The organism is Acidovorax facilis, from assembly GCF_023913775.1.
Classification (GTDB): domain Bacteria; phylum Pseudomonadota; class Gammaproteobacteria; order Burkholderiales; family Burkholderiaceae_C; genus Acidovorax; species Acidovorax facilis.
The window spans coordinates 1-24,784 of record NZ_JAMXAX010000096.1 but is presented as its reverse complement, the minus strand read 5'-3'; the positions used below and the strand labels follow the sequence as shown (position 1 = coordinate 24,784).

21 protein-coding genes are annotated in these 24,784 nt (G+C 63.1%); 6 read left to right on the top strand and 15 right to left on the bottom strand.

Going from position 1 to position 24,784, the window contains the following annotated elements:
- Positions 1-201: 201 nt before the first annotated feature.
- The 7 genes from NFX52_RS21455 to NFX52_RS21425 all read right to left on the bottom strand — a co-directional run bounded on the left by NFX52_RS21455 (position 202) and on the right by NFX52_RS21425 (position 6,287).
- Complete coding sequence (locus NFX52_RS21455; protein ID WP_055393119.1) at positions 202-1,512, bottom strand: citrate synthase; 1,311 nt, start codon at positions 1,510-1,512, stop codon at positions 202-204.
- 78 nt (positions 1,513-1,590) lie between these two features.
- Entirely contained in the window at positions 1,591-1,911 is a 321-nt protein-coding gene (locus tag NFX52_RS21450; protein WP_055393121.1) for an FAD assembly factor SdhE, read from the bottom strand.
- An 18-nt stretch (positions 1,912-1,929) separates the two neighbouring features.
- Positions 1,930-2,634: a succinate dehydrogenase iron-sulfur subunit gene (locus NFX52_RS21445; protein WP_055393124.1), complete on the bottom strand. Its 705-nt coding sequence runs from the start codon at positions 2,632-2,634 to the stop codon at positions 1,930-1,932.
- A 25-nt stretch (positions 2,635-2,659) separates the two neighbouring features.
- Complete coding sequence (gene sdhA, locus NFX52_RS21440; protein ID WP_055393127.1) at positions 2,660-4,468, bottom strand: succinate dehydrogenase flavoprotein subunit; 1,809 nt, start codon at positions 4,466-4,468, stop codon at positions 2,660-2,662.
- Positions 4,469-4,497: 29 nt separating this feature from the next.
- The gene (gene sdhD, locus NFX52_RS21435; protein WP_055393129.1) at positions 4,498-4,863 is read right to left on the bottom strand and encodes a succinate dehydrogenase, hydrophobic membrane anchor protein; all 366 of its coding nucleotides are present in this window, start codon (positions 4,861-4,863) and stop codon (positions 4,498-4,500) included.
- A gap of 67 nt (positions 4,864-4,930) precedes the next feature.
- Positions 4,931-5,365: a succinate dehydrogenase, cytochrome b556 subunit gene (sdhC, locus tag NFX52_RS21430; RefSeq protein ID WP_055393132.1), complete on the bottom strand. Its 435-nt coding sequence runs from the start codon at positions 5,363-5,365 to the stop codon at positions 4,931-4,933.
- 133 nt (positions 5,366-5,498) lie between these two features.
- The gene (locus NFX52_RS21425) at positions 5,499-6,287 is read right to left on the bottom strand and encodes a GntR family transcriptional regulator (protein WP_055393133.1); all 789 of its coding nucleotides are present in this window, start codon (positions 6,285-6,287) and stop codon (positions 5,499-5,501) included.
- Positions 6,288-6,502: 215 nt separating this feature from the next.
- Between NFX52_RS21425 and NFX52_RS21420 the strand changes: the two genes are divergently transcribed.
- The 5 genes from NFX52_RS21420 to NFX52_RS21400 all read left to right on the top strand — a co-directional run bounded on the left by NFX52_RS21420 (position 6,503) and on the right by NFX52_RS21400 (position 14,769).
- The gene (locus NFX52_RS21420) at positions 6,503-7,489 is read left to right on the top strand and encodes a malate dehydrogenase (RefSeq protein ID WP_055393136.1); all 987 of its coding nucleotides are present in this window, start codon (positions 6,503-6,505) and stop codon (positions 7,487-7,489) included.
- Positions 7,490-7,503: 14 nt separating this feature from the next.
- A complete protein-coding gene (locus tag NFX52_RS21415) occupies positions 7,504-8,571 on the top strand; it encodes an HpcH/HpaI aldolase/citrate lyase family protein (RefSeq protein ID WP_238385444.1) in 1,068 nt (355 codons plus the stop codon).
- A gap of 32 nt (positions 8,572-8,603) precedes the next feature.
- Positions 8,604-9,233, top strand: a complete 630-nt coding sequence (locus tag NFX52_RS21410) for a hypothetical protein (protein ID WP_055393141.1) — start codon at positions 8,604-8,606, stop codon at positions 9,231-9,233.
- A gap of 127 nt (positions 9,234-9,360) precedes the next feature.
- Positions 9,361-11,946 carry a bifunctional aconitate hydratase 2/2-methylisocitrate dehydratase gene (gene acnB, locus NFX52_RS21405; RefSeq protein WP_055393150.1) on the top strand — a complete coding sequence of 862 codons (2,586 nt, stop codon included), beginning with the start codon at positions 9,361-9,363 and terminating at the stop codon, positions 11,944-11,946.
- 204 nt (positions 11,947-12,150) lie between these two features.
- A complete protein-coding gene (locus tag NFX52_RS21400) occupies positions 12,151-14,769 on the top strand; it encodes an ankyrin repeat domain-containing protein (protein ID WP_055393143.1) in 2,619 nt (872 codons plus the stop codon).
- 245 nt (positions 14,770-15,014) lie between these two features.
- Here the strand turns inward: NFX52_RS21400 and NFX52_RS21395 are convergent, their stop codons facing one another.
- The 8 genes from NFX52_RS21395 to cyoA all read right to left on the bottom strand — a co-directional run bounded on the left by NFX52_RS21395 (position 15,015) and on the right by cyoA (position 23,016).
- Entirely contained in the window at positions 15,015-16,001 is a 987-nt protein-coding gene (locus NFX52_RS21395; protein WP_055393145.1) for an IS5 family transposase, read from the bottom strand.
- Between the two features lie 115 nt (positions 16,002-16,116).
- Positions 16,117-16,680 carry a response regulator transcription factor gene (locus tag NFX52_RS21390; protein WP_055393147.1) on the bottom strand — a complete coding sequence of 188 codons (564 nt, stop codon included), beginning with the start codon at positions 16,678-16,680 and terminating at the stop codon, positions 16,117-16,119.
- Positions 16,681-16,684: 4 nt separating this feature from the next.
- Positions 16,685-18,013: an ATP-binding protein gene (locus tag NFX52_RS21385; RefSeq protein WP_055393148.1), complete on the bottom strand. Its 1,329-nt coding sequence runs from the start codon at positions 18,011-18,013 to the stop codon at positions 16,685-16,687.
- A complete protein-coding gene (locus NFX52_RS21380) occupies positions 17,994-18,833 on the bottom strand; it encodes an SURF1 family protein (protein ID WP_252635807.1) in 840 nt (279 codons plus the stop codon). Before NFX52_RS21380 ends, NFX52_RS21385 begins: the two co-directional genes overlap by 20 nt.
- The gene (cyoD, locus tag NFX52_RS21375) at positions 18,833-19,261 is read right to left on the bottom strand and encodes a cytochrome o ubiquinol oxidase subunit IV (protein WP_055402912.1); all 429 of its coding nucleotides are present in this window, start codon (positions 19,259-19,261) and stop codon (positions 18,833-18,835) included. Before cyoD ends, NFX52_RS21380 begins: the two co-directional genes overlap by 1 nt.
- Before the next feature lie 2 nt (positions 19,262-19,263).
- Positions 19,264-19,899 (bottom strand): cytochrome o ubiquinol oxidase subunit III, encoded by a 636-nt coding sequence (cyoC, locus tag NFX52_RS21370; RefSeq protein WP_055402914.1) that lies wholly within the window; start codon positions 19,897-19,899, stop codon positions 19,264-19,266.
- Complete coding sequence (gene cyoB, locus NFX52_RS21365) at positions 19,892-21,895, bottom strand: cytochrome o ubiquinol oxidase subunit I (protein WP_055402916.1); 2,004 nt, start codon at positions 21,893-21,895, stop codon at positions 19,892-19,894. The genes cyoC and cyoB overlap by 8 nt, the downstream gene beginning before the upstream one ends.
- A 65-nt stretch (positions 21,896-21,960) precedes the next feature.
- Positions 21,961-23,016 (bottom strand): ubiquinol oxidase subunit II, encoded by a 1,056-nt coding sequence (gene cyoA, locus NFX52_RS21360; protein WP_055402918.1) that lies wholly within the window; start codon positions 23,014-23,016, stop codon positions 21,961-21,963.
- Between the two features lie 247 nt (positions 23,017-23,263).
- Between cyoA and NFX52_RS21355 the strand changes: the two genes are divergently transcribed.
- Positions 23,264-24,604: an MFS transporter gene (locus NFX52_RS21355; protein ID WP_055402920.1), complete on the top strand. Its 1,341-nt coding sequence runs from the start codon at positions 23,264-23,266 to the stop codon at positions 24,602-24,604.
- Positions 24,605-24,784 lie beyond the last annotated feature (180 nt).

The window sequence follows — 24,784 nt, the reverse complement described above, 5'->3', positions numbered from 1 at the left end:
GGGGCTGCCTTTGTACTGGGTAGCAGTATAAAAGATAGCCCCATACTGGTCGTGCGCTAGGTCGTCAAAAAGCCTTTTAACTAGGGGGGAGTATGTGTATCCGGCACGGCTTGGCCTGTGTGGGGCGCCCATGAAAAAAGCCCGCAGGCACTGCCTGCGGGCTTCGGGAGGGGGTGGACGGCGCGCGGGGCGCCGTACCGGTCAACGCTTGGCCAGTGGTGGCACGTCGCGGCGCTCGGAGCCGGTGAACAGCTGGCGGGGGCGGCCGATCTTGTACTCGGGGTCGCCGATCATTTCGTTGAGCTGGGCGATCCAGCCCACGGTGCGGGCCAGGCTGAAGATGCCGGTGAACAGGTTCACAGGAATGCCGATGGCGCGCTGCACGATGCCGGAGTAGAAGTCCACGTTCGGGTAGAGCTTGCGCTGCACGAAGTAGTCGTCTTCCAGGGCGATCTTTTCCAGTTCCTTGGCCAGCTTGAACAGCGGGTCGTTTTCCAGGCCCAGCTCGGCCAGCACTTCATTGCAAGTCTCTTGCATGAGCTTGGCGCGGGGGTCGTAGTTCTTGTACACGCGGTGGCCAAAGCCCATGAGCTTGACGCCGGAGTTCTTGTCCTTGACCTGCTTGATGAAGTCGCCGATCTTTTCCACGCCGCCTTGGGCCTGGATGTCGTACAGCATGTTCAGTGCTGCTTCGTTGGCGCCGCCGTGGGCAGGGCCCCACAGGCAGGCCACGCCCGCCGCGATAGCCGCAAACGGGTTGGTGCCCGACGAGCCGCACAGGCGCACGGTGGAGGTCGAAGCGTTCTGCTCGTGGTCTGCGTGCAGGATGAAGATGCGGTCGAGCGCGCGTTCCAGCACGGGGTTGACCTTGTACTCTTCGCAGGGCGTACCGAACATCATGCGCAGGAAGTTGCCTGCATACGAGAGGTTGTTCTGCGGGTACATGTAGGGCTGGCCCATGCCGTACTTGTAGGCCATGGCGACCAGCGTGGGCATCTTGGCGATCAGGCGGATGGCGGCGATCTCACGGTGCTGCGGATTGTTGATGTCCGTGCTGTCGTGGTAGAAGGCCGACAGGGCGCCCACCAGGCCGGTCAGCACGGCCATGGGGTGCGCGTCACGGCGGAAGCCACGCAGGAAGAACTGCATCTGCTCGTTGACCATGGTGTGGTTGGTCACGCGGCTCGTGAAGTCGGTCTTCTGCGCTTCGTTGGGCAGGTCGCCGTACAGCAGCAGGTGGCAGGTTTCCAGGAAGTCGCAGTTTTCAGCCAGCTGCTCAATGGGGTAGCCGCGGTACAGCAGTTCGCCCTTGTCGCCGTCAATGTAGGTGATGGCCGACTGGGTGGCTGCCGTGGACAGGAAGCCTGGGTCATAGGTGAACATGCCCGTCTGCGCATACAGCTTGCGGATGTCGATGACATCCGGGCCAATGGTGCCCTGGTAGACCGGCAGGTCCACGCTGGGACCGCCGTTACTGAACGACAGGGTGGCTTTGTTGTCAGCTAGCTTCATTGTTACTTTCCTTAGGTTTGCCGATGATCATCCGGTCTGGTGGGGCTGGGATCTTTTCAGAGCGAGAAAACCCGCTCGTCAGGTGCCCAGCACGGGGGTGCCGCCGCTTTCCCGCAGCATGCCCAGCACTTCATGCACCTCGGGCGCATCCAGCGTCTCACTGGGTTCCTTGCGGCAAAGCAGCAGGTCCAGGAGGTCGTTGTCGGCGAGGTCCATCAGGGCCGCAAGGCCCTGGGCGTGGCGCTGGTTCAGCTCAGGCTCGAAACGGGTGAAGAACTGTTCGATGAACAGATCGTTTTCCAGCAGGCCGCGCCGGCAGCGCCAGTGCAGCTTGCTGAGTTCGCGTTCCGTCAGCAGCGGCGAGGCTGCCGAGGGGGCGGTGGTGGCGGTTGCACCCATGGCGGTCCTGGGCCCCGGTCAGATGGCGCGACGCACCATCAGTTCCTTGATCTTGCCGATGGCCTTCGTGGGGTTCAGGCCCTTGGGGCACACGTCCACGCAGTTCATGATGGTGTGGCAACGGAACAGGCGGTACGGGTCTTCGAGGTTATCGAGGCGCTGGCCGGTGGCGTCATCGCGGCTGTCGGCGATGAAGCGGTAGGCCTGCAGCAGTCCGGCAGGGCCCACGAACTTGTCGGGGTTCCACCAGAAGCTGGGGCAGCTCGTGGAGCAGCTGGCACACAGGATGCACTCGTACAGGCCGTTGAGCTCTTCACGCTCTTCGGGAGACTGCAGGCGCTCGCGGTCGGGTGGAATCTGCTCGTTGATCAGGTAGGGCTTGATCGAGTTGTACTGCTTGAAGAACTGCGTCATGTCCACGATCAGGTCGCGGATCACTGGCAGGCCGGGCAGGGGCTTGAGAACAATCGTGCCCTTCAGGGTATTCATGTTCGTCAGGCACGCTAGGCCGTTCTTGCCATTGATGTTCATCGCGTCGGAGCCACAGACGCCTTCACGGCACGAGCGGCGGAACGACAGCGTGGGGTCCTGCTCCTTGAGCTTCATCAGGGCGTCCAGCAGCATGCGTTCATGGCCGTCGAGTTCGATCTCGATGGTCTGCATGTAAGGCTTGGCGTCCTTGTCCGGGTCGTAGCGGTAGATTTGGAATGTGCGCTTTTGCATGGTTCTTCTCTCGTGGGGCTACTGTTTAGAACGTACGGACCTTGGGGGGCACGCTGTCCACCGTCAGGGGCTTGAGGTTGACCGGCTTGTAGGCGAGGCGGTTGCCTTCGCTGTACCACAGGGTGTGCTTCATCCACTCCTGGTCATTGCGGCCCAAGGGGAACTCGGCGTGGTCGGCAGGGTGCTCGTAGTCGTACACGGTGTGGGCGCCACGGCATTCCTTGCGGGCGGCGGCCGACACCATGGTGGCCTGCGCCACTTCGATCAGGTTGTCCACTTCCAGCGCTTCGATGCGGGCGGTGTTGAACACCTTGGACTTGTCCTTCAGCGTCACGTTGGCCACGCGGCTGCGGATCTCGGCGATCTTCTTTACGCCTTCGTCCATGCTGGCCTGGGTGCGGAACACGCCGGCATGCTGCTGCATGGTGGAGCGGATGTCGCCTGCCAGGTTTTGCGCGTAGATGCCTTCGTTCGACTTGTCGAGCTGGTTCAAGCGCTCCAGGGTGCGGTCGGCCGCATCCTTGGGCAGGGGCTTGTGCTCCTTGTTCTTGTTGTTGAACTCGACGATGTGGCGGCCAGCCGCCTTGCCAAACACCAGCAGGTCCAGCAGCGAGTTGGTGCCCAGGCGGTTGGCGCCGTGCACCGACACGCAGGCGCATTCGCCCACGGCGTACAGGCCGTTGACCACTTCGTTATTGATGCCGTTGGCTTGTGCAACCACCTGGCCGTTGATGTTGGTAGGCACGCCACCCATCTGGTAGTGGATGGTGGGCACCACAGGAATCGGTTCCTTGGTGATGTCCACGTTGGCGAAATTGACGCCGATCTCATACACCGAGGGCAGGCGCTTGTGGATGGTGTCGGCACCCAGGTGGTCCAGCTTGAGCAGGATGTAGTCCTTGTTGGGACCGCAGCCGCGACCTTCCTTGATTTCCTGGTCCATGCAGCGGGACACGAAGTCGCGCGGGGCCAGGTCCTTCATGGTGGGCGCATAACGCTCCATGAAGCGCTCGCCGTTGCTGTTGAGCAAAATAGCGCCTTCGCCACGGCAGCCTTCGGTCAGCAGCACGCCGGCGCCGGCCACGCCGGTGGGGTGGAACTGCCAGAACTCCATGTCCTGCAGCGCAATGCCAGCACGTGCCGCCATGCCCAGGCCGTCACCGGTGTTGATGAAGGCGTTGGTCGATGCCGCAAAGATGCGACCTGCACCGCCGGTGGCCAGCAGCACGGTCTTGGCTTCCAGGATGTACAGGTCGCCGGTTTCCATTTCCAGGGCGGTCACGCCCACCACGTCACCGTCGGCGTCGCGGACCAAGTCCAGCGCCATCCATTCGACGAAGAAGTTGGTCTTGGCCTTCACGTTCTGCTGGTACAGCGTGTGCAGCATGGCGTGGCCAGTGCGGTCGGCTGCGGCGCAGGCGCGTTGCACGGGCTTTTCGCCATAGTTGGCGGTGTGGCCGCCAAAGGGGCGCTGGTAGATGGTGCCGTCGGGGTTGCGGTCGAACGGCATGCCGAAGTGTTCCAGCTCATACACCACCTTGGGTGCTTCGCGGCACATGAACTCGATGGCGTCCTGGTCGCCCAGCCAGTCGGAGCCCTTGATGGTGTCGTAGAAGTGGTAGTGCCAGTTGTCTTCGGACATGTTGCCCAGCGATGCGCTCACGCCGCCTTGTGCAGCCACGGTGTGCGAACGGGTGGGGAAAACCTTGGACAGCGAGGCCACGTTCAGGCCTGCGCGGGAGAGTTCAAGCGCGGCACGCATGCCGGAGCCGCCTGCGCCGACGATGACGACATCGAACTTGCGGCGGGTGATGTTAGCGTTGGTGTAGCTCATTATTTTTTGCCTTCAGTCGCGGGGATCAATCAGAGACGCCACAAAACCTGGATACCCCAGCCGGCACAGCCGACCAGCCAGACGATGCTGAACACCTGCAGTGCCAGGCGCAGGCCCACGGGCTTGATGTAGTCCATCAAGACTTCACGCAGGCCGATCCAGGCGTGCCAAGCCAGTGCAACGATCACGGAGAAGGTCAGCACCTTCATCCACTGGGCCGAGAAGATACCGGCCCATTTGTCGTAGCCGATGGGGCCTTTGGAGAAGATCACCTGGGCCAGCAGTGCCAGGGTGAACAGGGCCATCAGGACTGCCGTGACGCGCTGGCTGAGCCAGTCGCGCAGGCCATAGTGGGCGCCGACGACGACGCGCTTGGAACCGTAATTGACGGACATGGGAATTTCCTCTCGTTCTTCGGCGGGCACTGCCTGGCAGCAGCCGCCGCTTTTTGGGGTTGATCGATCAGTACAGGCCGAAAAGCTTGGCGCCCAGCACCAGGGTCAGCGTGATGCTGATGGCCAGGACGGCAAAGGCCGAGGACTTGCCGAATTCCTTGTTCACGGCGCTGTGGCTCACGTCCATCCACAGGTGGCGCAGGCCGGCGGTGAAGTGGTGCAGGTAGGCCCAGATCAGTGCCAGGGCCACCAGTTTGATGAACCAGCCGGGCGCGAAGCCAATGCCGATGTTGAAAGCCGCCGAGAACCGGGCGAACGAGATTTCAGACGACACCGAGGTGTCGAACATCCAGATGATGAAGGGCAGCAGCAGGAACATGATCAGCCCGCTGCCGCGGTGCAGGATCGAAACCCACGCGGCAGGAGTCATGCGGTAGGTGGTCAGGTCCTTGAAGGCATTGATGTTGCGGAATTCAGGCCGTTTTTTGGCGAGTTCTGTCATGTTGTGTGCTTTCGTGGATGTAACTGCTTTGTAATTTGAAGATGCAAAGAACGCAAAATTCTATTGCAACGCAACAAGAAGGGTTTGCTCCAGCCCGAATGTTCTACGTTTCCGCTCAGTTGCCAGGGTGGTGTCAGCTCAGTTCGTTACGGTAATGGTGCGTGTCGGTCAGGTACAGGCCGCGCCGTAACTCCATCGGAACGTCGTTGTAGGTGTAGGCGATGCGCTCCACGCTCAGCAGCGGCGTGGCCTGTGGGATCTGCAGCATCGCCGCCTGGTCGGCATCGGGCAGTACGGCACGTATTTTCTCCTCGGCACGTACCATGCGTACGCCGAAGTCGAGTTCAAACATGGCGTAAGTAGGGCCTTGGTAGTTGGCCAACTGTTCGGCCGTCAGTCCTTTGAAAGCTTGGCCGGGCAGCCAGATGTCTTCCAGGATGGTGGGTACGCCTGCGAATGACAGGACTCGCCGCGCCTGGACCACCGGGTCGGCGCTGCGCAGTGCCAGTGCGCGCGCAACGTCAGCGCTGGCACGCACACGCCGACAATCGATCACCTTGCGCTGTGCAGGGCCCTCCACGCGGACGTCTCCCGTGTCGGGCATGAGCTTGAGAAAACGGTACTGCACATGCTGCTCGGCATGGGTGGCCACAAAGGTACCCTTGCCCTGGCGCCGCATCACGAGGTTTTCGGCCGCCAGCTCGTCAATGGCCTTGCGCACCGTGCCCTGGCTCACGCGAAAGCGTGCAGCCAGCTCCATCTCGCTGGGGATGGATTCGCCCGGTTTCCACTCGCCCTGTTGCAGACTTTGCAGGATGAGCCCTTTGATCTGCTGGTACAGCGGGCTGAACGCGGGCGTGGCAGAGCCTGTGCCTGCCAAAGGCTGCGCAGGGTTGTCGGCGTTGAGCGGAAGCGAGGACATGGCGATCGGGAGAAGGGCGGGCCGCACACGAAGTGATACGCGGACTGTGTCAGGGTGTTAATCATATCTTATATAAGACATAAGACAAATTGACCGAGGTGTCCAATCAGCGGTACACTCCAAGGCTGTTTTGCGGGGCACGGGCTGCTGGTAACAGGCGCTGGTGCTTGCGTTGCACTCACACCTGTTTTCCTCACTTCCCTGGAGTTTTCACCATGAGCAAGAAGCCTGTTCGCGTCGCCGTCACCGGTGCCGCTGGTCAAATTGGTTACGCCCTTCTGTTCCGCATCGCCTCCGGCGAAATGCTGGGCAAGGACCAGCCCGTCATCCTGCAATTGCTCGAAGTGCCTGTCGAAGGCCCCCAGAAGGCGCTCAAGGGCGTCATGATGGAACTCGACGATTGCGCGTTCCCCCTGCTGGTGGGCATGGAAGCCCACAGCGACCCCATGACCGCTTTCAAGGACGCCGACTACGCCCTGTTGGTCGGCTCGCGCCCCCGTGGCCCGGGCATGGAACGCGCCGAACTGCTGGCTGTCAACGGCGCCATCTTCACGGCACAGGGCAAGGCCCTGAATGCCGTGGCTTCGCGCAACGTGAAGGTGCTGGTTGTCGGCAACCCTGCCAACACCAACGCCTACATCGCCATGAAGTCGGCCCCTGACCTGCCACGCAAGAACTTCACCGCCATGCTGCGCTTGGACCACAACCGCGCTGCCAGCCAGATCGCTGCCAAGACCGGCAAGGCCGTGGCGGACATCGAAAAGCTGACCGTCTGGGGCAACCATTCGCCCACGATGTACGCCGACTACCGCTTCGCCACCATCAACGGTGAAAGCGTCGCCAAGATGATCAACGACCAGGAATGGAACGCCAACACCTTCCTGCCCACCGTGGGCAAGCGCGGCGCTGCCATCATCGAAGCGCGTGGCCTGTCGTCGGCTGCTTCGGCTGCCAACGCCGCCATCGACCACATGCGTGACTGGGCCCTGGGCACCAACGGCAAGTGGGTCACCATGGGCATTCCTTCGGACGGCCAGTACGGCATCCCCAAGGACACCATGTTCGGTTTCCCCGTGACGTGCGAAAACGGCGAGTACAAGATCGTTGAAGGTCTGGAAATCGACGCGTTCTCGCAAGAGCGCATCAACATCACGCTGGCTGAGCTGCAAGGCGAGCAAGACGGCGTCAAGCACCTGCTGTAAACCAGGTGAGCGCCATGCAGCCGACGCCACAGGCATCGGGCCTTCGGGCCGCCCGGGTCCCCGCGCAGGGGCAGGGCGCTGCGCCATCCCATCCACGCGATGTGTTGCTGGGCGCCCAGGCGCAGACAGGCTCCCTGCCGGTCTGTGACCACTACAGCGGCGTCGAAGCACGCATGCGCAAGAGCCTGCAGCTGCAGGCCGAGATGACGCAGGAGTTCGGTACCTGCGTCTTTGATGTCACCCTCGATTGCGAAGACGGCGCCCCCGTCGGCCTTGAAGCCGACCACGCCCGGCTGGTTGCCCGTCTGGCCGTGGGCGCTGCACCCGGTGCCCGCGTGGCCGCCCGGGTCCACGCTGTGGACCACCCGGCATTCGCCAACGATGTCGCCACGATAGCGGGCGAAGCAGGCCATCGGCTCAGCCACGTCATGGTTCCCAAGGTGGAATCTGTGGACGACGTACTGGCAGCGGAGCGGGCGCTGGAGAAAGCCTCTGCCGCCCCGGTACCGATCCATGTCCTCATCGAATCCCCTGCTGCGGTGCACCGTGCTTTTGAGATCGCAGCCCACCCGCGCGTGCAGAGCCTTAGTTTTGGCCTCATGGATTTTGTGTCGGCCCATGGTGGCGCCATCCCTGCGCATGGCATGACTTCGACGGGGCAGTTTTCGCACCCACTGGTGGTGCGCGCCAAGCTGGAGATTGCTGCTGCCTGCCATGCCCACGGCAAGGTGCCATCGCACTGTGTGGTGACGGAGTTCGCCGATACGGTGGCCATGCAAGGCGCCGCCAGCCGTGCCGCGCGCGAACTGGGCTATACCCGCATGTGGAGCATCCATCCCGCACAGATCCGACCCATCCTGCAGGCGTTTGCGCCTCAGCAGGATGACATTGAAGTTGCTTCAAAAATAATAGCTGCTGCCGAAGATTCTGATTGGGCTCCCATCAGTTTTGAAGGCACGTTGCACGACCGCGCCAGCTATCGCTTTTACTGGCAGGTGCTGGAGCGCGCCCACCGTACCGGGCGCACACTTCCTCTTGCCGTGCGCCATTGGTTTGGCGCGTCGGCCTCCGTTCCGTTGTGAACATTCCTGAATTTTTCCACGCAGGACCTCCCATGAAATCCTTTATCGCCTCTGCCCTGATGCTGCTGGCTCCAGCCCTCGCCCTGGCGCAAACCCCTGCCAAGACCGAAGCCAAACCCGAGACCAAGGCTGTCGCCAAACCTGCAGCAAAGCCCGCTGCCAAGTCCGATACGAAGTCTGCCAAGGCTGCGGACAAGGCGCCTGCCGCCAAGAAGTCTTCGGTGGCCAAAACCGAAGGCACCAGCAGCCGCAGCCAGCTCAAGAGCGCGGCGAACCAGGTGGCCACCGGCATCATTGCTGCCGAAGCCGCGCTGTCCCCCGAAGAACTGGCCATTGCCGAACGTGTGCACGTGGGCCGCATTCCCTGCGAACTCGGTGCCTTTGTCACCGTGACCGCCGAACCCGCGAGCCCAGGCCACTTCCATGTGGAAGGCAAGGGCTTCAAGTACTTCATGGCCCCCGTCGCTACCACCACGGGCACGGTGCGCCTGGAAGACCAGAAGGGTGGCGCCGTCTGGCTGCAGATCGCCAACAAGTCCATGCTGATGAACCAGAAACTGGGTCAACGCCTGGCCGACGAATGCATGAGCCCGCAGCAGGTGGTGGTGGCCGAGGCCATCAAGAAAAACCCGCCCGTGAGTGTGCTGGAACCCCTGAAGTAAGCCCTTCACCAGCGCAGCGCCACAGAGAAGAAAACCGCACGACCCCGCGCATGCAGGCGCCCTGGCTATCGAAAAACGCCGCCGCGCTGCACGCCGCCCCACTTTAGAACGCAACCGGAGAAAAATGATGTTGAAAGCCTACCGTGACCACGTGGCCGAGCGCGCCGCCCTCGGCATCCCGCCCCTGCCGCTGACCGCCAAGCAGACGGGCGAGCTGATCGAGCTACTCAAGAACCCCCCTGCTGGCGAAGAAGCCACGCTGGTGGACCTGATCACGCACCGCGTGCCTGCCGGTGTGGACGACGCCGCCAAGGTCAAGGCCAGCTACCTGGCTGCCGTGGCGCACGGTACTGAGGTGTGCACGCTGATTGGCCGCGAGCGCGCCACGCAGCTTTTGGGCACCATGCTGGGCGGCTACAACCTCACCCCCCTGATCGACCTGCTGGACGACGCTGCGGTGGCCTCCGTCGCCGCTGAAGCGCTCAAGAAGACGCTCTTGATGTTCGATCAGTTCCATGACGTCAAGGAAAAGGCCGACAAGGGCAACACCTTCGCCAAGGCCGTGTTGCAAAGCTGGGCCGATGCCGAGTGGTTCACCAGCCGCCCCGAAGTGCCCCAGAGCATCAAGCTCACCGTGCTCAAGGTCACTGGCGAAACCAATACCGACGACCTGTCGCCCGCACCTGACGCGTGGAGCCGCCCCGACATCCCGCTGCACGCGCTGGCCATGCTCAAGAACAAGCGCGACGGCATCACGCCCGAAGAAGACGGCAAGCGCGGCCCGGTGAAGTTCATCGAAGACCTGCGCGCGCGTGGCAACCTGGTGGCCTACGTGGGCGACGTGGTCGGCACGGGTTCGAGCCGCAAGTCCGCCACCAACAGCGTGCTGTGGTTCACGGGCGAAGACATCCCTTTCGTGCCCAACAAGCGCTTCGGCGGCGTGTGCCTGGGCAGCAAGATTGCGCCCATCTTCTACAACACCATGGAAGACGCTGGTGCACTGCCCATCGAACTGGACGTGAGCCAGATGCACATGGGCGACGAGATCGAACTGCTGCCCTACGCTGGCAAGGCGCTCAAGGACGGTAACGTGATTGCCGAATTCGAAGTCAAGAGCGAAGTCCTGTTCGACGAAGTGCGTGCCGGTGGCCGCATTCCGCTGATCATTGGCCGTGGCTTGACTGCCAAGGCCCGCGAAGCCCTGGGCCTGCCGCCTTCCACGCTGTTCCGCCTGCCGCAAGTGCCTGCCGCCACCGGCAAGGGTTTCACGCTGGCCCAGAAGATGGTCGGCCGCGCCTGCGGACTGCCTGAAGGCCTGGGTGTGGTGCCCGGCACCTACTGCGAACCCCGCATGACCTCGGTGGGCTCGCAGGACACCACCGGCCCCATGACCCGCGATGAACTCAAGGACCTGGCCTGCCTGGGCTTCAGCTCCGATCTGGTGATGCAGTCCTTCTGCCACACGGCTGCGTACCCCAAGCCCGTGGACGTGAAGATGCACCACGAGCTGCCTGACTTCATCAGCACGCGCGGGGGCATCTCGCTCAAGCCTGGCGACGGCATCATCCACAGCTGGCTCAACCGCATGCTGCTGCCCGACACCGTGGGCACGGGCGGCGACTCGCACACGCGTTTCCCTATCGGCATCAGCTTCCCTGCAGGTTCGGGCCTGGTGGCGTTCGCCGCAGCCACGGGCGTGATGCCCCTGGATATGCCTGAATCGGTGCTGGTGCGCTTCAAGGGCCAGATGCAGCCCGGCGTCACGCTGCGTGACCTGGTGCACGCGATTCCGCTGTACGCCATCAAGCAAGGCCTGCTGACAGTGGCCAAGCAGGGCAAGAAGAACATCTTCTCGGGCCGCATCCTGGAAATCGAAGGCCTGCCTGACATGAAGGTCGAGCAAGCGTTCGAACTGTCTGACGCCTCGGCCGAGCGCTCTGCCGCTGGCTGCACGGTGCGCCTGAACAAGGAACCCGTGATCGAGTACATCAACTCGAACATCGTGCTGCTCAAGAACATGATCGCCCAGGGCTATGCCGACGCACGCACCATCGGCCGCCGTATCAAGGCCATGGAAGCCTGGCTGGCCAACCCCCAGCTGCTGGCACCTGATGAAGATGCCGAGTACGCGGCCGTCATCGAGATCGACCTGGCCGAAATCACCGAACCCATCGTGTGCTGCCCCAACGATCCCGACGACGCCAAGACGCTGTCGGACGTGGCGGGTGCTGCCATCGACGAAGTGTTCATCGGCTCGTGCATGACCAACATCGGCCACTTCCGTGCAGCCTCCAAGCTGCTCGAAGGCAAGAAGGACATCCCCGTCAAGCTGTGGATGGCCCCGCCCACGAAGATGGACGCGCACCAGCTCACCGAAGAAGGCCACTATGGCGTGTTCGGCGCGGCCGGTGCCCGCATGGAAATGCCCGGCTGCTCGCTGTGCATGGGCAACCAGGCGCAGGTGAAGGAAGGTGCTACCGTGATGTCCACCAGCACGCGCAACTTCCCCAACCGTCTGGGCAAGAACACCAATGTGTACCTGGGCTCGGCCGAACTGTCGGCCATCTGCTCCAAGCTGGGTCGCATTCCTTCCAAGGAAGAGTACCTGGCAGACATCGGTGTCATCAACCAGAACGGCGACAAGATCTACAAGTACATGAACTTCGACCAGATCGCCGAGTTCAAGGAAGTGGCAGACGGCGTGACCGCCTGATCCTTCCCCTCGGGGATGGATAGACCAGCAAAAAGCGGCTCCATGGAGCCGCTTTTTTTATGGCGCTGGATGGCGGTTGCAGCCCACGCAGTCACCACGCCAATGCCACACCGTGCCACGCAACGCATGCGGAGTTGTCACGCAAATGTCATGATTCCGTCGCTATGCTCCAGCCATAAAACAACAAAAAATGGAGGGACATCCATGGGCCAAGAGGGAAACAATGTCGGCAAGACCAGCAGCCTAGGGGCACGCATCGGGGCGCTGCTGTTCAGCGCGGTCTTCGCGCTGGGCTTTGGGCTGGGTGGGTACTACGCGGGGCTCAAACCGTTGGCCCACACGCTGCAAATGGCCCTGCAGGTGCGCAGCTGGCACCCTGTGCAGGCCGAACTCCTGTCGGCTGAACTCAAGACACACCAAGGCAGTGAGGGCCCCACTTACGAAGTGCAGGCTCGCTACCGCTACCAGGTGGCGGGTAAGGCCTACGAAGGTACCCGCGTCGGCCTGGACGCGCGGGGCAACAGCGACAACATCGACGACTGGCCACGGCAGTGGGCGGGGCGTCTTCAGAGCGCGCAGGCACGGGGGCAGGGCATCACGGTCCTGGTCAATCCCAGCGATCCGTCGCAGTCGCTTATCGATCCCTCCATCCGCTGGTCGCTGCAGATTTTCCGCATTCCGTTTGCCCTGGTTTTTACCTTGGTGGGGCTGGTGGCGGCCTGGTTTTTTCTGCACACCCTGCTGGGTCTGGTCAGGGCTGGTGGGGCATCGCCGGAAGCTGGCAGCGGCGGCCTGCAGCCGGGCTCCTCGCCCACCAGCTTGTTCGCGAAGGGCGCTTCCGGCACTTCGGTGGGTGCCATCTGGTTTTTCACCATCTTCTGGTGCGGTATTGCGTTCCCTATGGCAGCCCTGCTGTGGACCCAATCCAGCGCCCCCTGGTTTGCCAAGGCCTTCATCTCCCTCTTCGTGGTGATCGGCCTGGGGCTGGTGGCCCTGTCGGTGCGCCATACCCACATGGCCTGGCGCTACGCGGGCGCAGAGCTGACCGCACTGCCCACAGTCCCGCGTGCGGGCCACCCGGTCGAGATGACACTGCTCCTGCCCGAGCGTGCCGCCGCCTACCAGCAGGGCCAGCAGTTGCAACTGCGCCTGGCCCAGTACCGGGTGGATGAATCGAGCTCCGGTTCGCCGGAGCGTTGTGTGGAGTCTTTCTCTGAAACCGCGCGCGTGCAGCCCACGGCCGATGGCGGACTGCGGCTGACGGCCCGTTTTGACCTGCCACCCGACGCGCCCCCGCACGGCGCGCAGCGCTCTGGTGAACGTGTGGACTGGCGGCTGGAGTTGCTGCGCACCCCGGGCGGGGATGTAGAGCTGACCTACGACGTGCCCGTGCAGGCAGCCCCACAGGCGTTTGGTCACGAGCAGGCCGATCGCTTTGACCGGCGCGCTATCTGGAAGAAAGTGACCCCCATCGCGCCCGCTGATCCGGCCCACGGAGAAGGAGAAGCGGGCGTGGATGGTGAGGGCGCCTTGCTCCTGCCCGCTTCCGTTACGCTGCTGGAGACCCCGCATGCGTGGCAGTTTGAATTCAGCCGTCGCGGCTGGCGCTGGGCTGCAGGCCTGGTGCTGGCGGGTCTTGTGGCGGAGGCCTTCGTGAACGGCCGTTTCGGCTCTGGCGGCATCGCATTGCCACCATTCTTTGTGGCCACCGGCGCCTGGTGGCTGCTGGTCGCCTTTGTCCTGCAGGCTGTCACCTGCCGCTGGACTCTGTCTGTGCGGGATGAGGGCATCACCGTGCGCCGCTACTCTGCGCTGTGGTCGCGGGCAGACGCCCTGCCCGGACAGGCCAGCCAGAGCTTGGTGCACAAGCTGCTGTATTCCACCGGCAGCGGCGCCAGCGAGACCCCTTATTTCGCTGTCTATGCGCGCGAGCGCGATGGCACCCTGGTTCGGTTGACCCCCGGCGTCAGTGGCGAAGGGGCTGCCACTGCGTTGGGCCAATCCATCGCGCGGGCCTGGTCGCACCGTCGGGGCCATTTCAGCCCTGGCGCACAGCGGCCTGCCCGCGCCGCGCATTCGCGCCCGGCCTGGGGATTGCTGCTGCTGGCAGGTGCTCTGGCCTGGTGGATCTGGGGGCCGTCCCTTGTCGGCCTGGTGCGCCCGGCTCTGCCCGGGCCATCGGCTGCGCCCGTCGCCGCCGCCGTACAGCCACCTGCGTCGTATTCTGCAGCGGACGACGCGCTGCTCGACGCGCAGGACGCCGGTGATGCCCGGGCCCTGGGCGCAGCCCTGGCAGCGGGCGCCAACCCCAACCTGCTCGCGCCCAGCGGCTCGTCCGTGCTCATGCTGGCGGCCCACCGGGGGCAGCTGGAACACATCGAGCTGCTGTTGCAGGCAGGTGCCCAGCCCGACCTTCGCCAGACACACAAAGACAGCGAGCGTGGCGACACTGCGTTGTTGCGCGCCTTCTATGGCGGCCACCTCGCTGCCGCCCAACGCCTGGTGCAGGCCGGGGCCAGCCTGGCGGCCCGCAACCGGTGGGACTGGGGCCCGGCGCATATGGCAGCGCAAAGTGGTTGTGTGCCTTGTTTGCAGTGGCTGGCCGAACAGGGACAGCCCCTGGACGAGCCCGCGCCCGCAAGCCGGGGCGAGACGCCAGCGATGCTGGCTGCTGCCAAAGGGCGCATCCAGACGCTGGAGTGGTTGGAGGTGCGGGGTGTGGACCTTTGGCGCAAAGACCCGCATGGCAAGAATGCGCTGGATTGGGCGCGGTTTGGAAAGCAGCAGGAGGCGGAGCACTGGCTGGTGCAGCGCCAGCGCTGATGTGAGGCCAGACCTCAAGCGAAAGGTGCCTTGGGAGGATGCCGAGGCAGTTGATTGGCGCTTCACAGGGTTTTGCTATAAAAAATATAGCTAACAATGACGCCCTTTAAGCGCTAGGGAAGCTCTTCACGAATCGGTTCTGGCTGTGCCGTAGCGACGCCCGAACTAAAACAGCACCCGCTTTGGGTAATTGGGCACGCCCAGCAGGCACTGCGCGAGGGCAATTGCCCGGCTTCGCGGGGGCATTACGCCCCTTGCAGACGCACCTGCCCCATACAAGCCATCAACTTGTGCCTCGCCATCCACAGGTTTGACAGCGCAAATAGAGTGACGAGCTGTGCCGTGTTCTTCTTGAGCCCCCGGTAGCGTACCTTCACGTACCCAAACTGCTGCTTGAGCACTCGAAACGGGTGCTCCACCTTGGCCCGGATGCTGGCCTTGGTGCGCTCCAGTTGATCGATCAGCGCCTCAAGAGGCTTGTCCTTGTCCAACTCCCGGCGCAATCCTGGACGCATGGCTACGTGCCAGCGCACGGTTGGCTTGGCATCAGGCCGTTTGTGCACGCCTTGGTAGCCCGCATCTCCAAATGCGTCTGTCTCCTGCCCGTGCAATAGGCTGTTGGCTTCGATCACGTCACCTACGTTGCCGCTAGTGCCTCGCACCGTGTGCACCAGGCCCGAGTCCGCATCCACGCCAATGTGGGCTTTCATACCGAAGTACCACTGGTTGCCCTTCTTGCTTTGGTGCATCTCTGGGTCGCGCTCGCCGCTTTGGTTCTTGGTGGAAGTGGGTGCGGCAATCAGCGTGGCATCCACCACTGTGCCTGCTTTGAGCTGCAGCCCTTTGGCCTGCAGCAGCGCATTGACCGTGGCCAGGATCTGATCGGCCAGCTTGTGGCGTTCCAGAAGGTGTCTAAACCGCAGGATGCTCGATTCACTGGGGATGTGCTCGTCCCAGTGGGTCAGGCCCGCAAAGTCCCGAAAGGCTGGCACGTCGTGCAGCGCTTCTTCCATGGCTGGGTCGCTGAGCTTGAACCATTGCTGCATGAAGTGAATGCGCAGCAGGGTCTGCACTGCAAAGGGCTGCTGACCCCGGCGTCCGGCTTCGGGCGCGTACGGCTCTATGAGCGAGACCAGTTCAGCCCAGGGCACCACCAGTTCCATGGCGTCCAGGAACTCGCGCTTGCGCGTGCGCTTGACTGTGTTGCTCAGGCCTAGGCTGCTTTGCTTCATGCGACTATTGTCTGGGCTTCAGCCTTCCGCGCAATCACATCGCAGCGGTATTCGTGCAGAGAATCCCTAGCGGCCAATTATTCTTGAAATATTGAGCCCTGGTTCCGGTGCCCGCCTAACGAACCTGTTTCTTTTCCAGCTTGCGGGTCAGGGTGCGGCGGTGCATGCCCAGGCGCCTTGCCGCTTCCGAGAGATTGAAGCCGGTTTCTGCCAGCACCTCGTTGATGCGCTCCCATTCCAGCGTCTTGATGGAACTGGAGCGGTTGGTCAGCTCCACTTCGGTGTTGCCCGCCTTCAGGCCAAAAGCGGCCTCGATATCGTCGGTATTGGACGGCTTGGCGAGGTAGTGGCAGGCGCCCAGTTTCACGGCCTCCACGGCGGTGGCGATGCTGGCAAAGCCGGTCAGCACCACGATCAGCATGTCTTCGCTGACGGCATGCAGCTTTTGCACGCAGGCCAGGCCCGAGGCTTCGCCCTTTAGCTTGAGGTCCACCACCGCAAAGCCGGGCGTGTGTTGTGCGAGCAGCGTTTCGACCTCGGGCAGGCTGGCAGCCTGCAGCACGCGGTAGCCGCGCCGTTCGAACGAACGGGCGAGCGTGCGGGCAAAGGCCTCGTCGTCTTCCACGATGAGCAGCAGTGGTTGCGCTTGTTCTCGTTCTTCGTCGTCGGTAGGGCTCATGGCTTCAGGCTTTGGCTTCAGGCAGTGCGATCGCCGCCAGTGGCAGTTCGATGGTTACTTCGGCACCCCCTTCGGGGCGGTTACGTGCCGCCACGCTGCCACCCAGCGTGCGTGCCACGTTGAGCACAAGGTACAGGCCCAGCCCACCGCCCGGGCGGTTTTTGGAGGACTGGTAGGGCGTGCCCAGCTTGGCCAGCATGTCGGGGGCAAAGCCCGGCCCTGCGTCGGTCACCGTGATGCGCAGTGCATCGGCGTTGCGGGTGACGGCCAGGCGCACCCAGCCGGGCGAAGCATCGCGTGCATTGTCCAGCACATTGAATACCATCTGCTGGAGCGTGGTGTCAGACACCATGGGCGTATCCGCGCCAAAGTCGTTGTCGTAGATGAACTGCGGCATCGACCGGGTGCTGCGCCATTCTTCGGCCAGGGCATCCACAAAGGTGCGCACGGTGGTCTGCATGGAGGCTTCGCCGCGTGTCTCTCCGGCCGAAAGCAGGATGCCGCTCACGATGCTCTTGCAGCGCTGCACCTGGGCCTGCATTTCGTCGATGTCTTCCTTCAGCGCTGGGTAGGCCGCCAGCTGCTTGTCATGCTGCCAGTCCCCCAGGATCACGGCCAGCGTGGACAGCGGCGTGCCCAGCTCGTGGGCCGCGCCTGAGGCCAGCAGGCCCATGCGCACGATGTGCTCTTCTTCCACGCGGCGGCGGCGTGCTGCGGCCAGGCGCGCATCGCGTTCACGCAGGTTCAGGTTGATGCGGGTGATGAAGACCACCACCAGCGTGGCGTTGAGCACAAAGCACACCAGCAACCCGATCACGTAAAGGCTCGACAGGCCCTGGTGCAGGTCCTGCGGCAACTCCAGGGGCAGGTGGTGTGTGGCCAGCACGCCAAAACACAGCAGCGTGATGATCACGATGGACCAGATGTAGGCGCCGCGCAGCAGCACGGCCCCCAGCGTGATCTGCAGCAGGTACAGGAAGACGAATGGGTTGCTGGTGCCCCCGCTCAGGTACAGCTGCACTGTGAGCACGGCCACATCGATCAGCAGGGCCAGAAAAAGCTCCACATTGCGCACCATCACACCGGTGCGCAGCCGCAGCAGGCTCACTACGTTGAACACCGCCAGGCAGCCCACCACCAGCAGCATCTCGCGCACAGGCAGCGTGAGGTTCAGGCTGTAGTGCGCCATCTCGATGGTGAACACCTGGCCGACCACGGCAATCCAGCGTAGCTCGATCAGCTGCTGCAGGTTCTTGATGCCTGCGGCGGCATCGGCCGAGCGTGCGTTGCGCTGCGGCGCGGCGGTCGCAGTATCAGGACGAAGAGGTGTCATCAGGGGCGAAGGTGGTGGCAGGGCGCGCAAAGCCGCGCAGGCGGCGCTCGTAGCGTGCCACATACCAGCCAGCACCCGCAACCATGAGGGCCAGACCGTACCAGGTCAGTGCGTAGACCAGGTGGCTGTTATGGAAACGGATCACCGTCATGCCAGCGCGCGGCCAACTGGTGTCCGCTGCCGGGGGCGCAGCGGCGCCTGGTACGGGAGGCAACCCCGCATCGATGAAGAAGGGGGCAGTCTCGGGCAACTGCAGCCAATGGCCGATGGCCGCAATGTCGCGCGAGTACCAGCGCTGCTCAGCCGGGGCATTGGTGCGCAGAAAACCACCGTCAGGCTCGCTCATGCGCAGCAGGCCCTGGACAGTCGCGGTGGTGGAGGTAGGGGGGATGGAGGCGGGCATAGGCTTTGCCAGCCATTGGGCGCGCTGCTCCTGCGGCACAAAACCCCGGTTCACCAGCACCTGCGCGCCATCATCCAGCTGCAAGGGCGTCATCACCCAGAAGCCCGAGCCCAGCTCGGTCAGGGCCTGGGTAAGCACGGTTTTCTCGGGCAGCCACCGGCCCTGCGCGGTGACGGGCAGGTATTCGTGGCTGGCCGCACTCACCTGGGGCCACTCTGGGCGGGAGGGCAGGGGTACAGGAGCAGCGTGCACGCGTTGATCGACGCGCTCGATCAACGCGAGCTTCCATGCGCGGCGCTGCACCTGCCAGGTACCCAGCGCGATAAAGCCCAAAAACAAGGCGATGCCCACAACTGCGAGCACCGCCTGGCGAAGCCGCCGGGACTGGGGGACCGGGGCTGTGGGGTGGAATGGCATCAGGGCGTCGAGTGGCCCGGCGCCTCATGCGTTGCGGGCGTGGGGGTGGGGTGCTCGGGCATCATGTTCGCGTTCATGTGGAACATGACCCACAGCGTGCCCGCAATGGCAATGGCTACGAACACCACGGTGAAGATGGTGGACAGCATGGTCCAGCCGCCTTCGACCTTGCCGTTCATGTGCAGGAAATACACCATGTGCACCAGGATCTGGATCACGGCGAAGCCGCCCAGCACCAGCACGGCGGTGTTGCGGTCGGCGATGACCTTGGCCATGACGAGCCAGAAGGGAATGGCCGTGAGGATGACCGAGAGCACGAAGCCGATCGTGTAGTCGCGCAGGCTGCTGTGCGGTTCCGCGTCGCCGTGGTGGTCGTGGCCGCCATGGTCATGCGCGCCGTGTGCGTGTGTTGTGTGTTGTGCGCTCATAGTTACAGCACTCCCATCAGGTACACAAAGGTGAAGACGCCAATCCAGACCACGTCCAGAAAGTGCCAGAACATCGACAGGCACATCAGGCGGCGGGTGTTGGCAGGGATCAGGCCGTGTTTGCCGATCTGCACCATCAGCACCACCAGCCAGATCAGACCAAAGGTCACGTGCAGGCCGTGGGTGCCCACCAGCGTGAAGAAGGCCGACAGGAAGGCGCTGCGCTGGGGCGTGGCACCCTGGTGGATCAGGTGGGCAAACTCATAGAGTTCGAGGCCCAGGAAGCACAGGCCGAAGAAGCCGGTGACGGCCAGCCACAGCAGCGTGCCTTTCACATCCTTTTGCTGCTTGCGCAGCATGGCAAAACCGAAGGTGATGGACGACAGCAGCAGGAAGGCCGTGTTGATGGCCACCAGCGTCAGGTCGAACAGCTGCGCACCGGTGGGGCCGGCCGCATAGCTGCGGCCCAGCACGCCATAGGTGGCAAACAGGGCGGCAAAGATGAGGCAGTCGCTCATCAGGTAGAGCCAGAAGCCCAGTGCGGTGCCGTTTTCGGGATGGGGCTCGTGCGCAAGGTGGTAGTCGCGCGGGGCAAGGGCGCCTGCGGCGGCGCCAGCGTTGAGGCGGAGTTCAGACATGGCGTGCCAGTTGGAGTGTGCGGGCTTCTTCGGTGGCGGCGACTTGGGACGCCGGGATGTAGAAGTCACGCTTGTAGTTGAACGTGTGGATGATCGAAGCCAGCAGCAGCGCCGCGAACGAAACGCCCGCAAGCAACCACATGTGCCAGATCAGCGCGAAGCCAAAGACCAGCGACAAGGCCGAGATGACCGCGCCCGAGCCGGTGTTGGCAGGCATGTGGATGGGCGCAAAGCCGCCGAGCGGGCGCTTGTACCCATGCTTCTTCATGTCCCACCACGCATCGATTTCATGCACGACAGGGGTGAAGGCAAAGTTGTAGTCGGGCGGGGGCGACGAGGTGGCCCATTCGAGCGTGCGCGCATCCCACGGGTCGCCCGTGTGGTCGCGCAGCTGGTCGCGCTTGAGGTAGCTCACCACGATCTGGATCAGGAAGCAGGCGATGCCCGCAGCAATCATTGCGGCGCCGATGGCGGCGATCACGAACCAGATCTGCAGCGACGGGTCTTCAAAATGGTTGGCACGGCGCGTGACACCCATCAGGCCCAGCACATACAGCGGGCCGAACGCCACCCAGAAGCCCACCACCCACAGCCAGAAGGAACGCACGCCCCAGGTGCGGTCGAGCTTGTAGCCAAAGGCCTTGGGATACCAGTAGTTGATGCCGGCGAACAGCCCGAACAGCACGCCACCGATGATCACGTTGTGGAAGTGGGCGATCAGGAACAGGCTGTTGTGCAGCACGAAGTCGGCCGGGGGCACGGCCAGCAGCACGCCGGTCATGCCGCCAATGGCAAAGGTCACCATGAAGGCCACGGTCCACATCATGGGCAGCTCGAAGCGGATGCGGCCCTTGTACATGGTGAACAGCCAGTTGAAGATCTTCGCGCCCGTGGGGATCGAGATGATCATCGTCGTGATGCCAAAAAACGTGTTCACGCTGGCACCGGAGCCCATGGTGAAGAAGTGGTGCAGCCACACCAGGTACGACAGGATGGTGATCACCACCGTGGCGTAGACCATGGAGGTGTAGCCGAACAGCCGCTTCTTGCAGAACGTGGCCACCACTTCAGAGAAGATGCCGAAGCACGGCAGGATCAGGATGTAGACCTCGGGGTGGCCCCAGATCCAGATCAGGTTCACGTACAGCATGGCGTTGCCGCCCAGGTCGTTCGTGAAGAAGTTGGTGCCGACATAGCGGTCCAGCGACATCAGCACGAGCGCTGCCGTCAGCACCGGGAACGAGGCCACGATCAGCGCGTTGGTGCACAGGGCAGTCCAGGTGAAGACGGGCATGCGCATCAGGTTCATGCCGGGTGCGCGCATCTTGATGATGGTGACGATCAGGTTGATGCCCGAGAGCGTGGTGCCCACCCCCGCAATCTGCAGGGCCCAGATGTAGTAGTCGAGCCCCACGCCGGGGTCCTGCGCCCCCAGGTTGGACAGTGCCAGCCAGCCGGATGTGGAGAACTCGCCCAGAAACAGCGACACCATCACCAGGATCGCGCCTGCCGTGGTCATCCAGAAGCTGAAGTTGTTGAGGAACGGGAACGACACGTCGCGCGCGCCGATCTGCAGCGGCACGAGGTAGTTCATGAGGCCCGTGACCAGCGGCATCGCCACGAAGAAGATCATGATCACGCCGTGGGCGGTGAAGATCTGGTCATAGTGGTGCGGCGGCAGGTAGCCCATGTTGTCGCCAAAGGCCATGGCCTGCTGCAGGCGCATCATCACGGCGTCGGCAAAGCCGCGCAGCAGCATCACGAGGCCGAGGATCATGTACATGATGCCGATGCGCTTGTGGTCGATGCTGCAGATCCAGTCGCGCCACAGCGTGCCCCACAGGCGGAATTTGGTGATGGCGGCCATCACGGCCAGGCCACCCAGCACGGTGGCGACAAAGGTCCAGAGCACGATGGGCTCGTGCGCCATCGGTATGGAATCCCAGGTGATTCGGCCCAGGGCCCAATGGGATGCGGTATCAGGTGCGGAGGACATAGAGGTCTTTGGAAGATGCCAACACCCGCTTGGCACGGGCGCCGACATGGCAAATCAAGGGCGGATCATTGGGCGGAGTTGGCGCGCGGTGCGTGGCGGGCTTCCAGGCTGGCCACCACCTGGGCGGCGTTCTGCGAGGTGCATACGTCCTGCGGCAGATTCAGGCCCACGGCGCGCACATAGGCGTCACCGCCGTTCTCGTCAATGGCCATCATGTGGTGCATGCACATCTTGCCGTCTTCGACACAGCGGTTCAGTACCTTGTCATACAGGCCTTCTTCCACGCTGGCAAAGCGCTGCACGGGGTCGCGCTCGCTGGGCTTGGCCAGGTCCATGTAGGCCTGGCGTGTAAGTGGCTTGCCTTCGGACTTGGTCTTGGCCACCCACTGCGCGAAGTCGCTGTCGCTCAGGCCATGGAACTTGAACGTCATGCCCGAGAAGCCAGCGCCGCTGTAGTGCGAGGACATGCCCTTGTACACGCCCGGTTGGTTGATCACGGCGTTCAGCTCGGTCTGCATGCCGGGCATCGCGTAGATCATGCCGGCGAGGTCGGGCACGTAAAACGCGTTCATCGTGGACGTGGCCGTGAGCTTGAACAGGATGGGGCGGTCCACCGGCGCAGCCAGTTCATTCACGGTGGCAATGCCCAGCTCAGGGTAGAAGAACAGCCACTTCCAGTCCATGGCCACCACCTGCACTTCCATGGGGGTGGATTGGGCGTCCAGCGGTTTGCTGGCCGAGATGCGGTCCAGCGGGCGGTAGGGGTCGAGCTTGTGGGTGCCGATCCAGGTCAGGGCGCCGAGGGCGATGACGATCAAGAGCGGCACGGTCCAGATCACCAGCTCCAGCGTGGTGGAGTGGTGCCAGTCGGGATCGTAGTCGGCCTCGGTGTTGGCAGTGTTGTTCTGGCGGTACTTCCAGGCAAACCACAGGGTGAGGGCAATCACCGGAACGATGATGATCAGCATCAGCAGCGTGGCCTGGATGACCATGTGGCCTTGCTGGGCCGCGATGTCGCCGGCGGGGTTGAGGACGACCGCCTTGCTGCAGCCAGCCAGGCTGCCCAGGGCGGCCATGGCGGCGAGCCAGACAGGCACGCGAGGTAAAGGTAGTTTGGACATGTGACAGGCGCAACCAAGGCGTTTAAGGGTAAACGCGGATAACGAAGTGCCGTCGAATGTAATAGCCCTAGCTTTTTTGTACATTGGACATTTTGTCCAAGGTCAAAGTAATGCGCCCCACTTTGGTGCATTTCCGGTCCCTGCGGTGTTGTCCTGCACACGGCATAGTGAAACCGCACTTGTCCCAGATCAAACTTGCGTGTAGAACCAGAATGTCTTATCCAAACAACGACAAGGAGCCCTGTTCATGAGCAGCCCCGCCTCTGCCACTTACCCTGCGGCCGGCTTTGAAGAAAGCCCCGCCTCTCTCTCGCGGGCTGATACGCATGAAGACGTGACCCCCAGCGAAATTGCTGTGGGCGTGATCATCGGACGCTCGTCCGAGTATTTCGACTTCTTCGTTTTCGGGATCGCCTGCGTTCTCGTCTTCCCGTCCTTCCTCTTTCCATTCCTCTCGCGCCTGGATGGCACGCTGATGGCGTTTGCGCTGCTGGCGGTCGCTTTTGTGGTGCGCCCGGTAGGCACGGCCATTTCCATGGCCATCCAGCGGCGCTGGGGCCGGGGCACCAAGCTGACCATTGCACTGTTCCTGCTGGGCGTGTGTACGGTGGGGATGGCCTTTTTGCCGGGCTACAAGGACGCGGGCCTGACTGCCGTGGTGGCGCTTCTGATCCTGCGCATTGGCCAGGGTCTGGCGCTCGGCGGTTCGTGGGACGGTCTGCCGTCGCTGCTGGCCATGTCGGCGCCCAAGGAACGGCGGGGCTGGTTTGCCATGATCGGACAGTTGGGCGCGCCGGTCGGGTTTGTGCTGGCGGCGGGTCTGTTTGCCTATCTGTACAGCAGCCTCAGCGTGCAGGAATTTCTGGCCTGGGGCTGGCGTTATCCCTTCTTCGTGGCCTTTGCCGTGAACGTGGTGGCCCTGTTTGCCCGCCTGCGCCTGGTGGTGGGGCAGTCATACGCCGAGCTGCTGCAAGAGCGTGAACTGCAGCCCGTGCCTGTGAGCCGTGTGATACGTGACGAAGGCAGCAATGTGGTGCTGGGTGCTTTTGCCGCGCTGGCGAGCTTTGCGCTGTTCCACCTGGTCACGGTGTTCCCGTTGTCTTGGATCACGCTGTATTCGGACCAGCCGGTGACCCAGATTCTGGGCGTGCAGATCGTAGGCGCCTTCCTGGCAGCGGGGGCCATCATGGTGTCTGGCTGGCTGTCGGACCACCTGGGCCGCCGCAAGCTGCTGGGCGGCATGGCGGTGTTGATCGGCGTGTTCAGCTTCATGGCCCCCGTGCTGCTCAACTCGGGCGAGGTGGGCAGCACCATGTTCCTGCTGCTGGGTTTTGTGCTGCTGGGCTTGTCGTATGGCCAGGCTTCGGGCACGGTCACGGCCAATTTTTCGCCCCAATACCGCTACACGGGCGCCGCTCTCTCGGCAGACCTTGCCTGGATCATTGGCGCCGCGTTTGCACCGCTGGTGGCCTTGTACCTGTCGGCCCAGTTCGGGCTGCTGGCGGTCACGGTGTATTTACTGTCGGGCGTGGCCTGCACGCTGGGCGCGCTGAACCTGAATCGGCGCATGGAGCGCCGGGACCGGTAGCAGTGTCAGAGTTATGCTATTAAATGTATAGCTATTTGCGCTTGACTATCAAGGGCGGTTTCAAGTCCAAGTGCAACAATCAAGTTAATGGACTGAATCGGGCTGTTGGGCCAAGCGAGCCAAATGCTCGGCATACACCTCAATAGGCTTGCTCCAGCCCAAAGTCATCCTGGGGCGTCC

Bases quoted from the DNA above. Each gene is read 5' to 3' on its own strand.
- NFX52_RS21395 (WP_055393145.1), bottom strand. From the start codon at position 16,001: ATGAAGCAAAGCAGCCTAGGCCTGAGCAACACAGTCAAGCGCACGCGC.
- cyoC (WP_055402914.1), bottom strand. From the start codon at position 19,899: ATGTCTGAACTCCGCCTCAACGCTGGCGCCGCCGCAGGCGCCCTTGCC.
- acnB (WP_055393150.1), top strand. From the start codon at position 9,361: ATGTTGAAAGCCTACCGTGACCACGTGGCCGAGCGCGCCGCCCTCGGC.
- NFX52_RS21420 (WP_055393136.1), top strand. From the start codon at position 6,503: ATGAGCAAGAAGCCTGTTCGCGTCGCCGTCACCGGTGCCGCTGGTCAA.
- NFX52_RS21355 (WP_055402920.1), top strand. From the start codon at position 23,264: ATGAGCAGCCCCGCCTCTGCCACTTACCCTGCGGCCGGCTTTGAAGAA.
- NFX52_RS21385 (WP_055393148.1), bottom strand. From the start codon at position 18,013: ATGACACCTCTTCGTCCTGATACTGCGACCGCCGCGCCGCAGCGCAAC.
- NFX52_RS21400 (WP_055393143.1), top strand. From the start codon at position 12,151: ATGGGCCAAGAGGGAAACAATGTCGGCAAGACCAGCAGCCTAGGGGCA.
- NFX52_RS21415 (WP_238385444.1), top strand. From the start codon at position 7,504: ATGCAGCCGACGCCACAGGCATCGGGCCTTCGGGCCGCCCGGGTCCCC.
- NFX52_RS21455 (WP_055393119.1), bottom strand. From the start codon at position 1,512: ATGAAGCTAGCTGACAACAAAGCCACCCTGTCGTTCAGTAACGGCGGT.
- NFX52_RS21390 (WP_055393147.1), bottom strand. From the start codon at position 16,680: ATGAGCCCTACCGACGACGAAGAACGAGAACAAGCGCAACCACTGCTG.
- NFX52_RS21425 (WP_055393133.1), bottom strand. From the start codon at position 6,287: ATGTCCTCGCTTCCGCTCAACGCCGACAACCCTGCGCAGCCTTTGGCA.
- NFX52_RS21410 (WP_055393141.1), top strand. From the start codon at position 8,604: ATGAAATCCTTTATCGCCTCTGCCCTGATGCTGCTGGCTCCAGCCCTC.
- sdhC (WP_055393132.1), bottom strand. From the start codon at position 5,365: ATGACAGAACTCGCCAAAAAACGGCCTGAATTCCGCAACATCAATGCC.
- NFX52_RS21380 (WP_252635807.1), bottom strand. From the start codon at position 18,833: ATGCCATTCCACCCCACAGCCCCGGTCCCCCAGTCCCGGCGGCTTCGC.
- sdhA (WP_055393127.1), bottom strand. From the start codon at position 4,468: ATGAGCTACACCAACGCTAACATCACCCGCCGCAAGTTCGATGTCGTC.
- NFX52_RS21450 (WP_055393121.1), bottom strand. From the start codon at position 1,911: ATGGGTGCAACCGCCACCACCGCCCCCTCGGCAGCCTCGCCGCTGCTG.
- cyoB (WP_055402916.1), bottom strand. From the start codon at position 21,895: ATGTCCTCCGCACCTGATACCGCATCCCATTGGGCCCTGGGCCGAATC.
- sdhD (WP_055393129.1), bottom strand. From the start codon at position 4,863: ATGTCCGTCAATTACGGTTCCAAGCGCGTCGTCGTCGGCGCCCACTAT.
- NFX52_RS21445 (WP_055393124.1), bottom strand. From the start codon at position 2,634: ATGCAAAAGCGCACATTCCAAATCTACCGCTACGACCCGGACAAGGAC.
- cyoD (WP_055402912.1), bottom strand. From the start codon at position 19,261: ATGAGCGCACAACACACAACACACGCACACGGCGCGCATGACCATGGC.
- cyoA (WP_055402918.1), bottom strand. From the start codon at position 23,016: ATGTCCAAACTACCTTTACCTCGCGTGCCTGTCTGGCTCGCCGCCATG.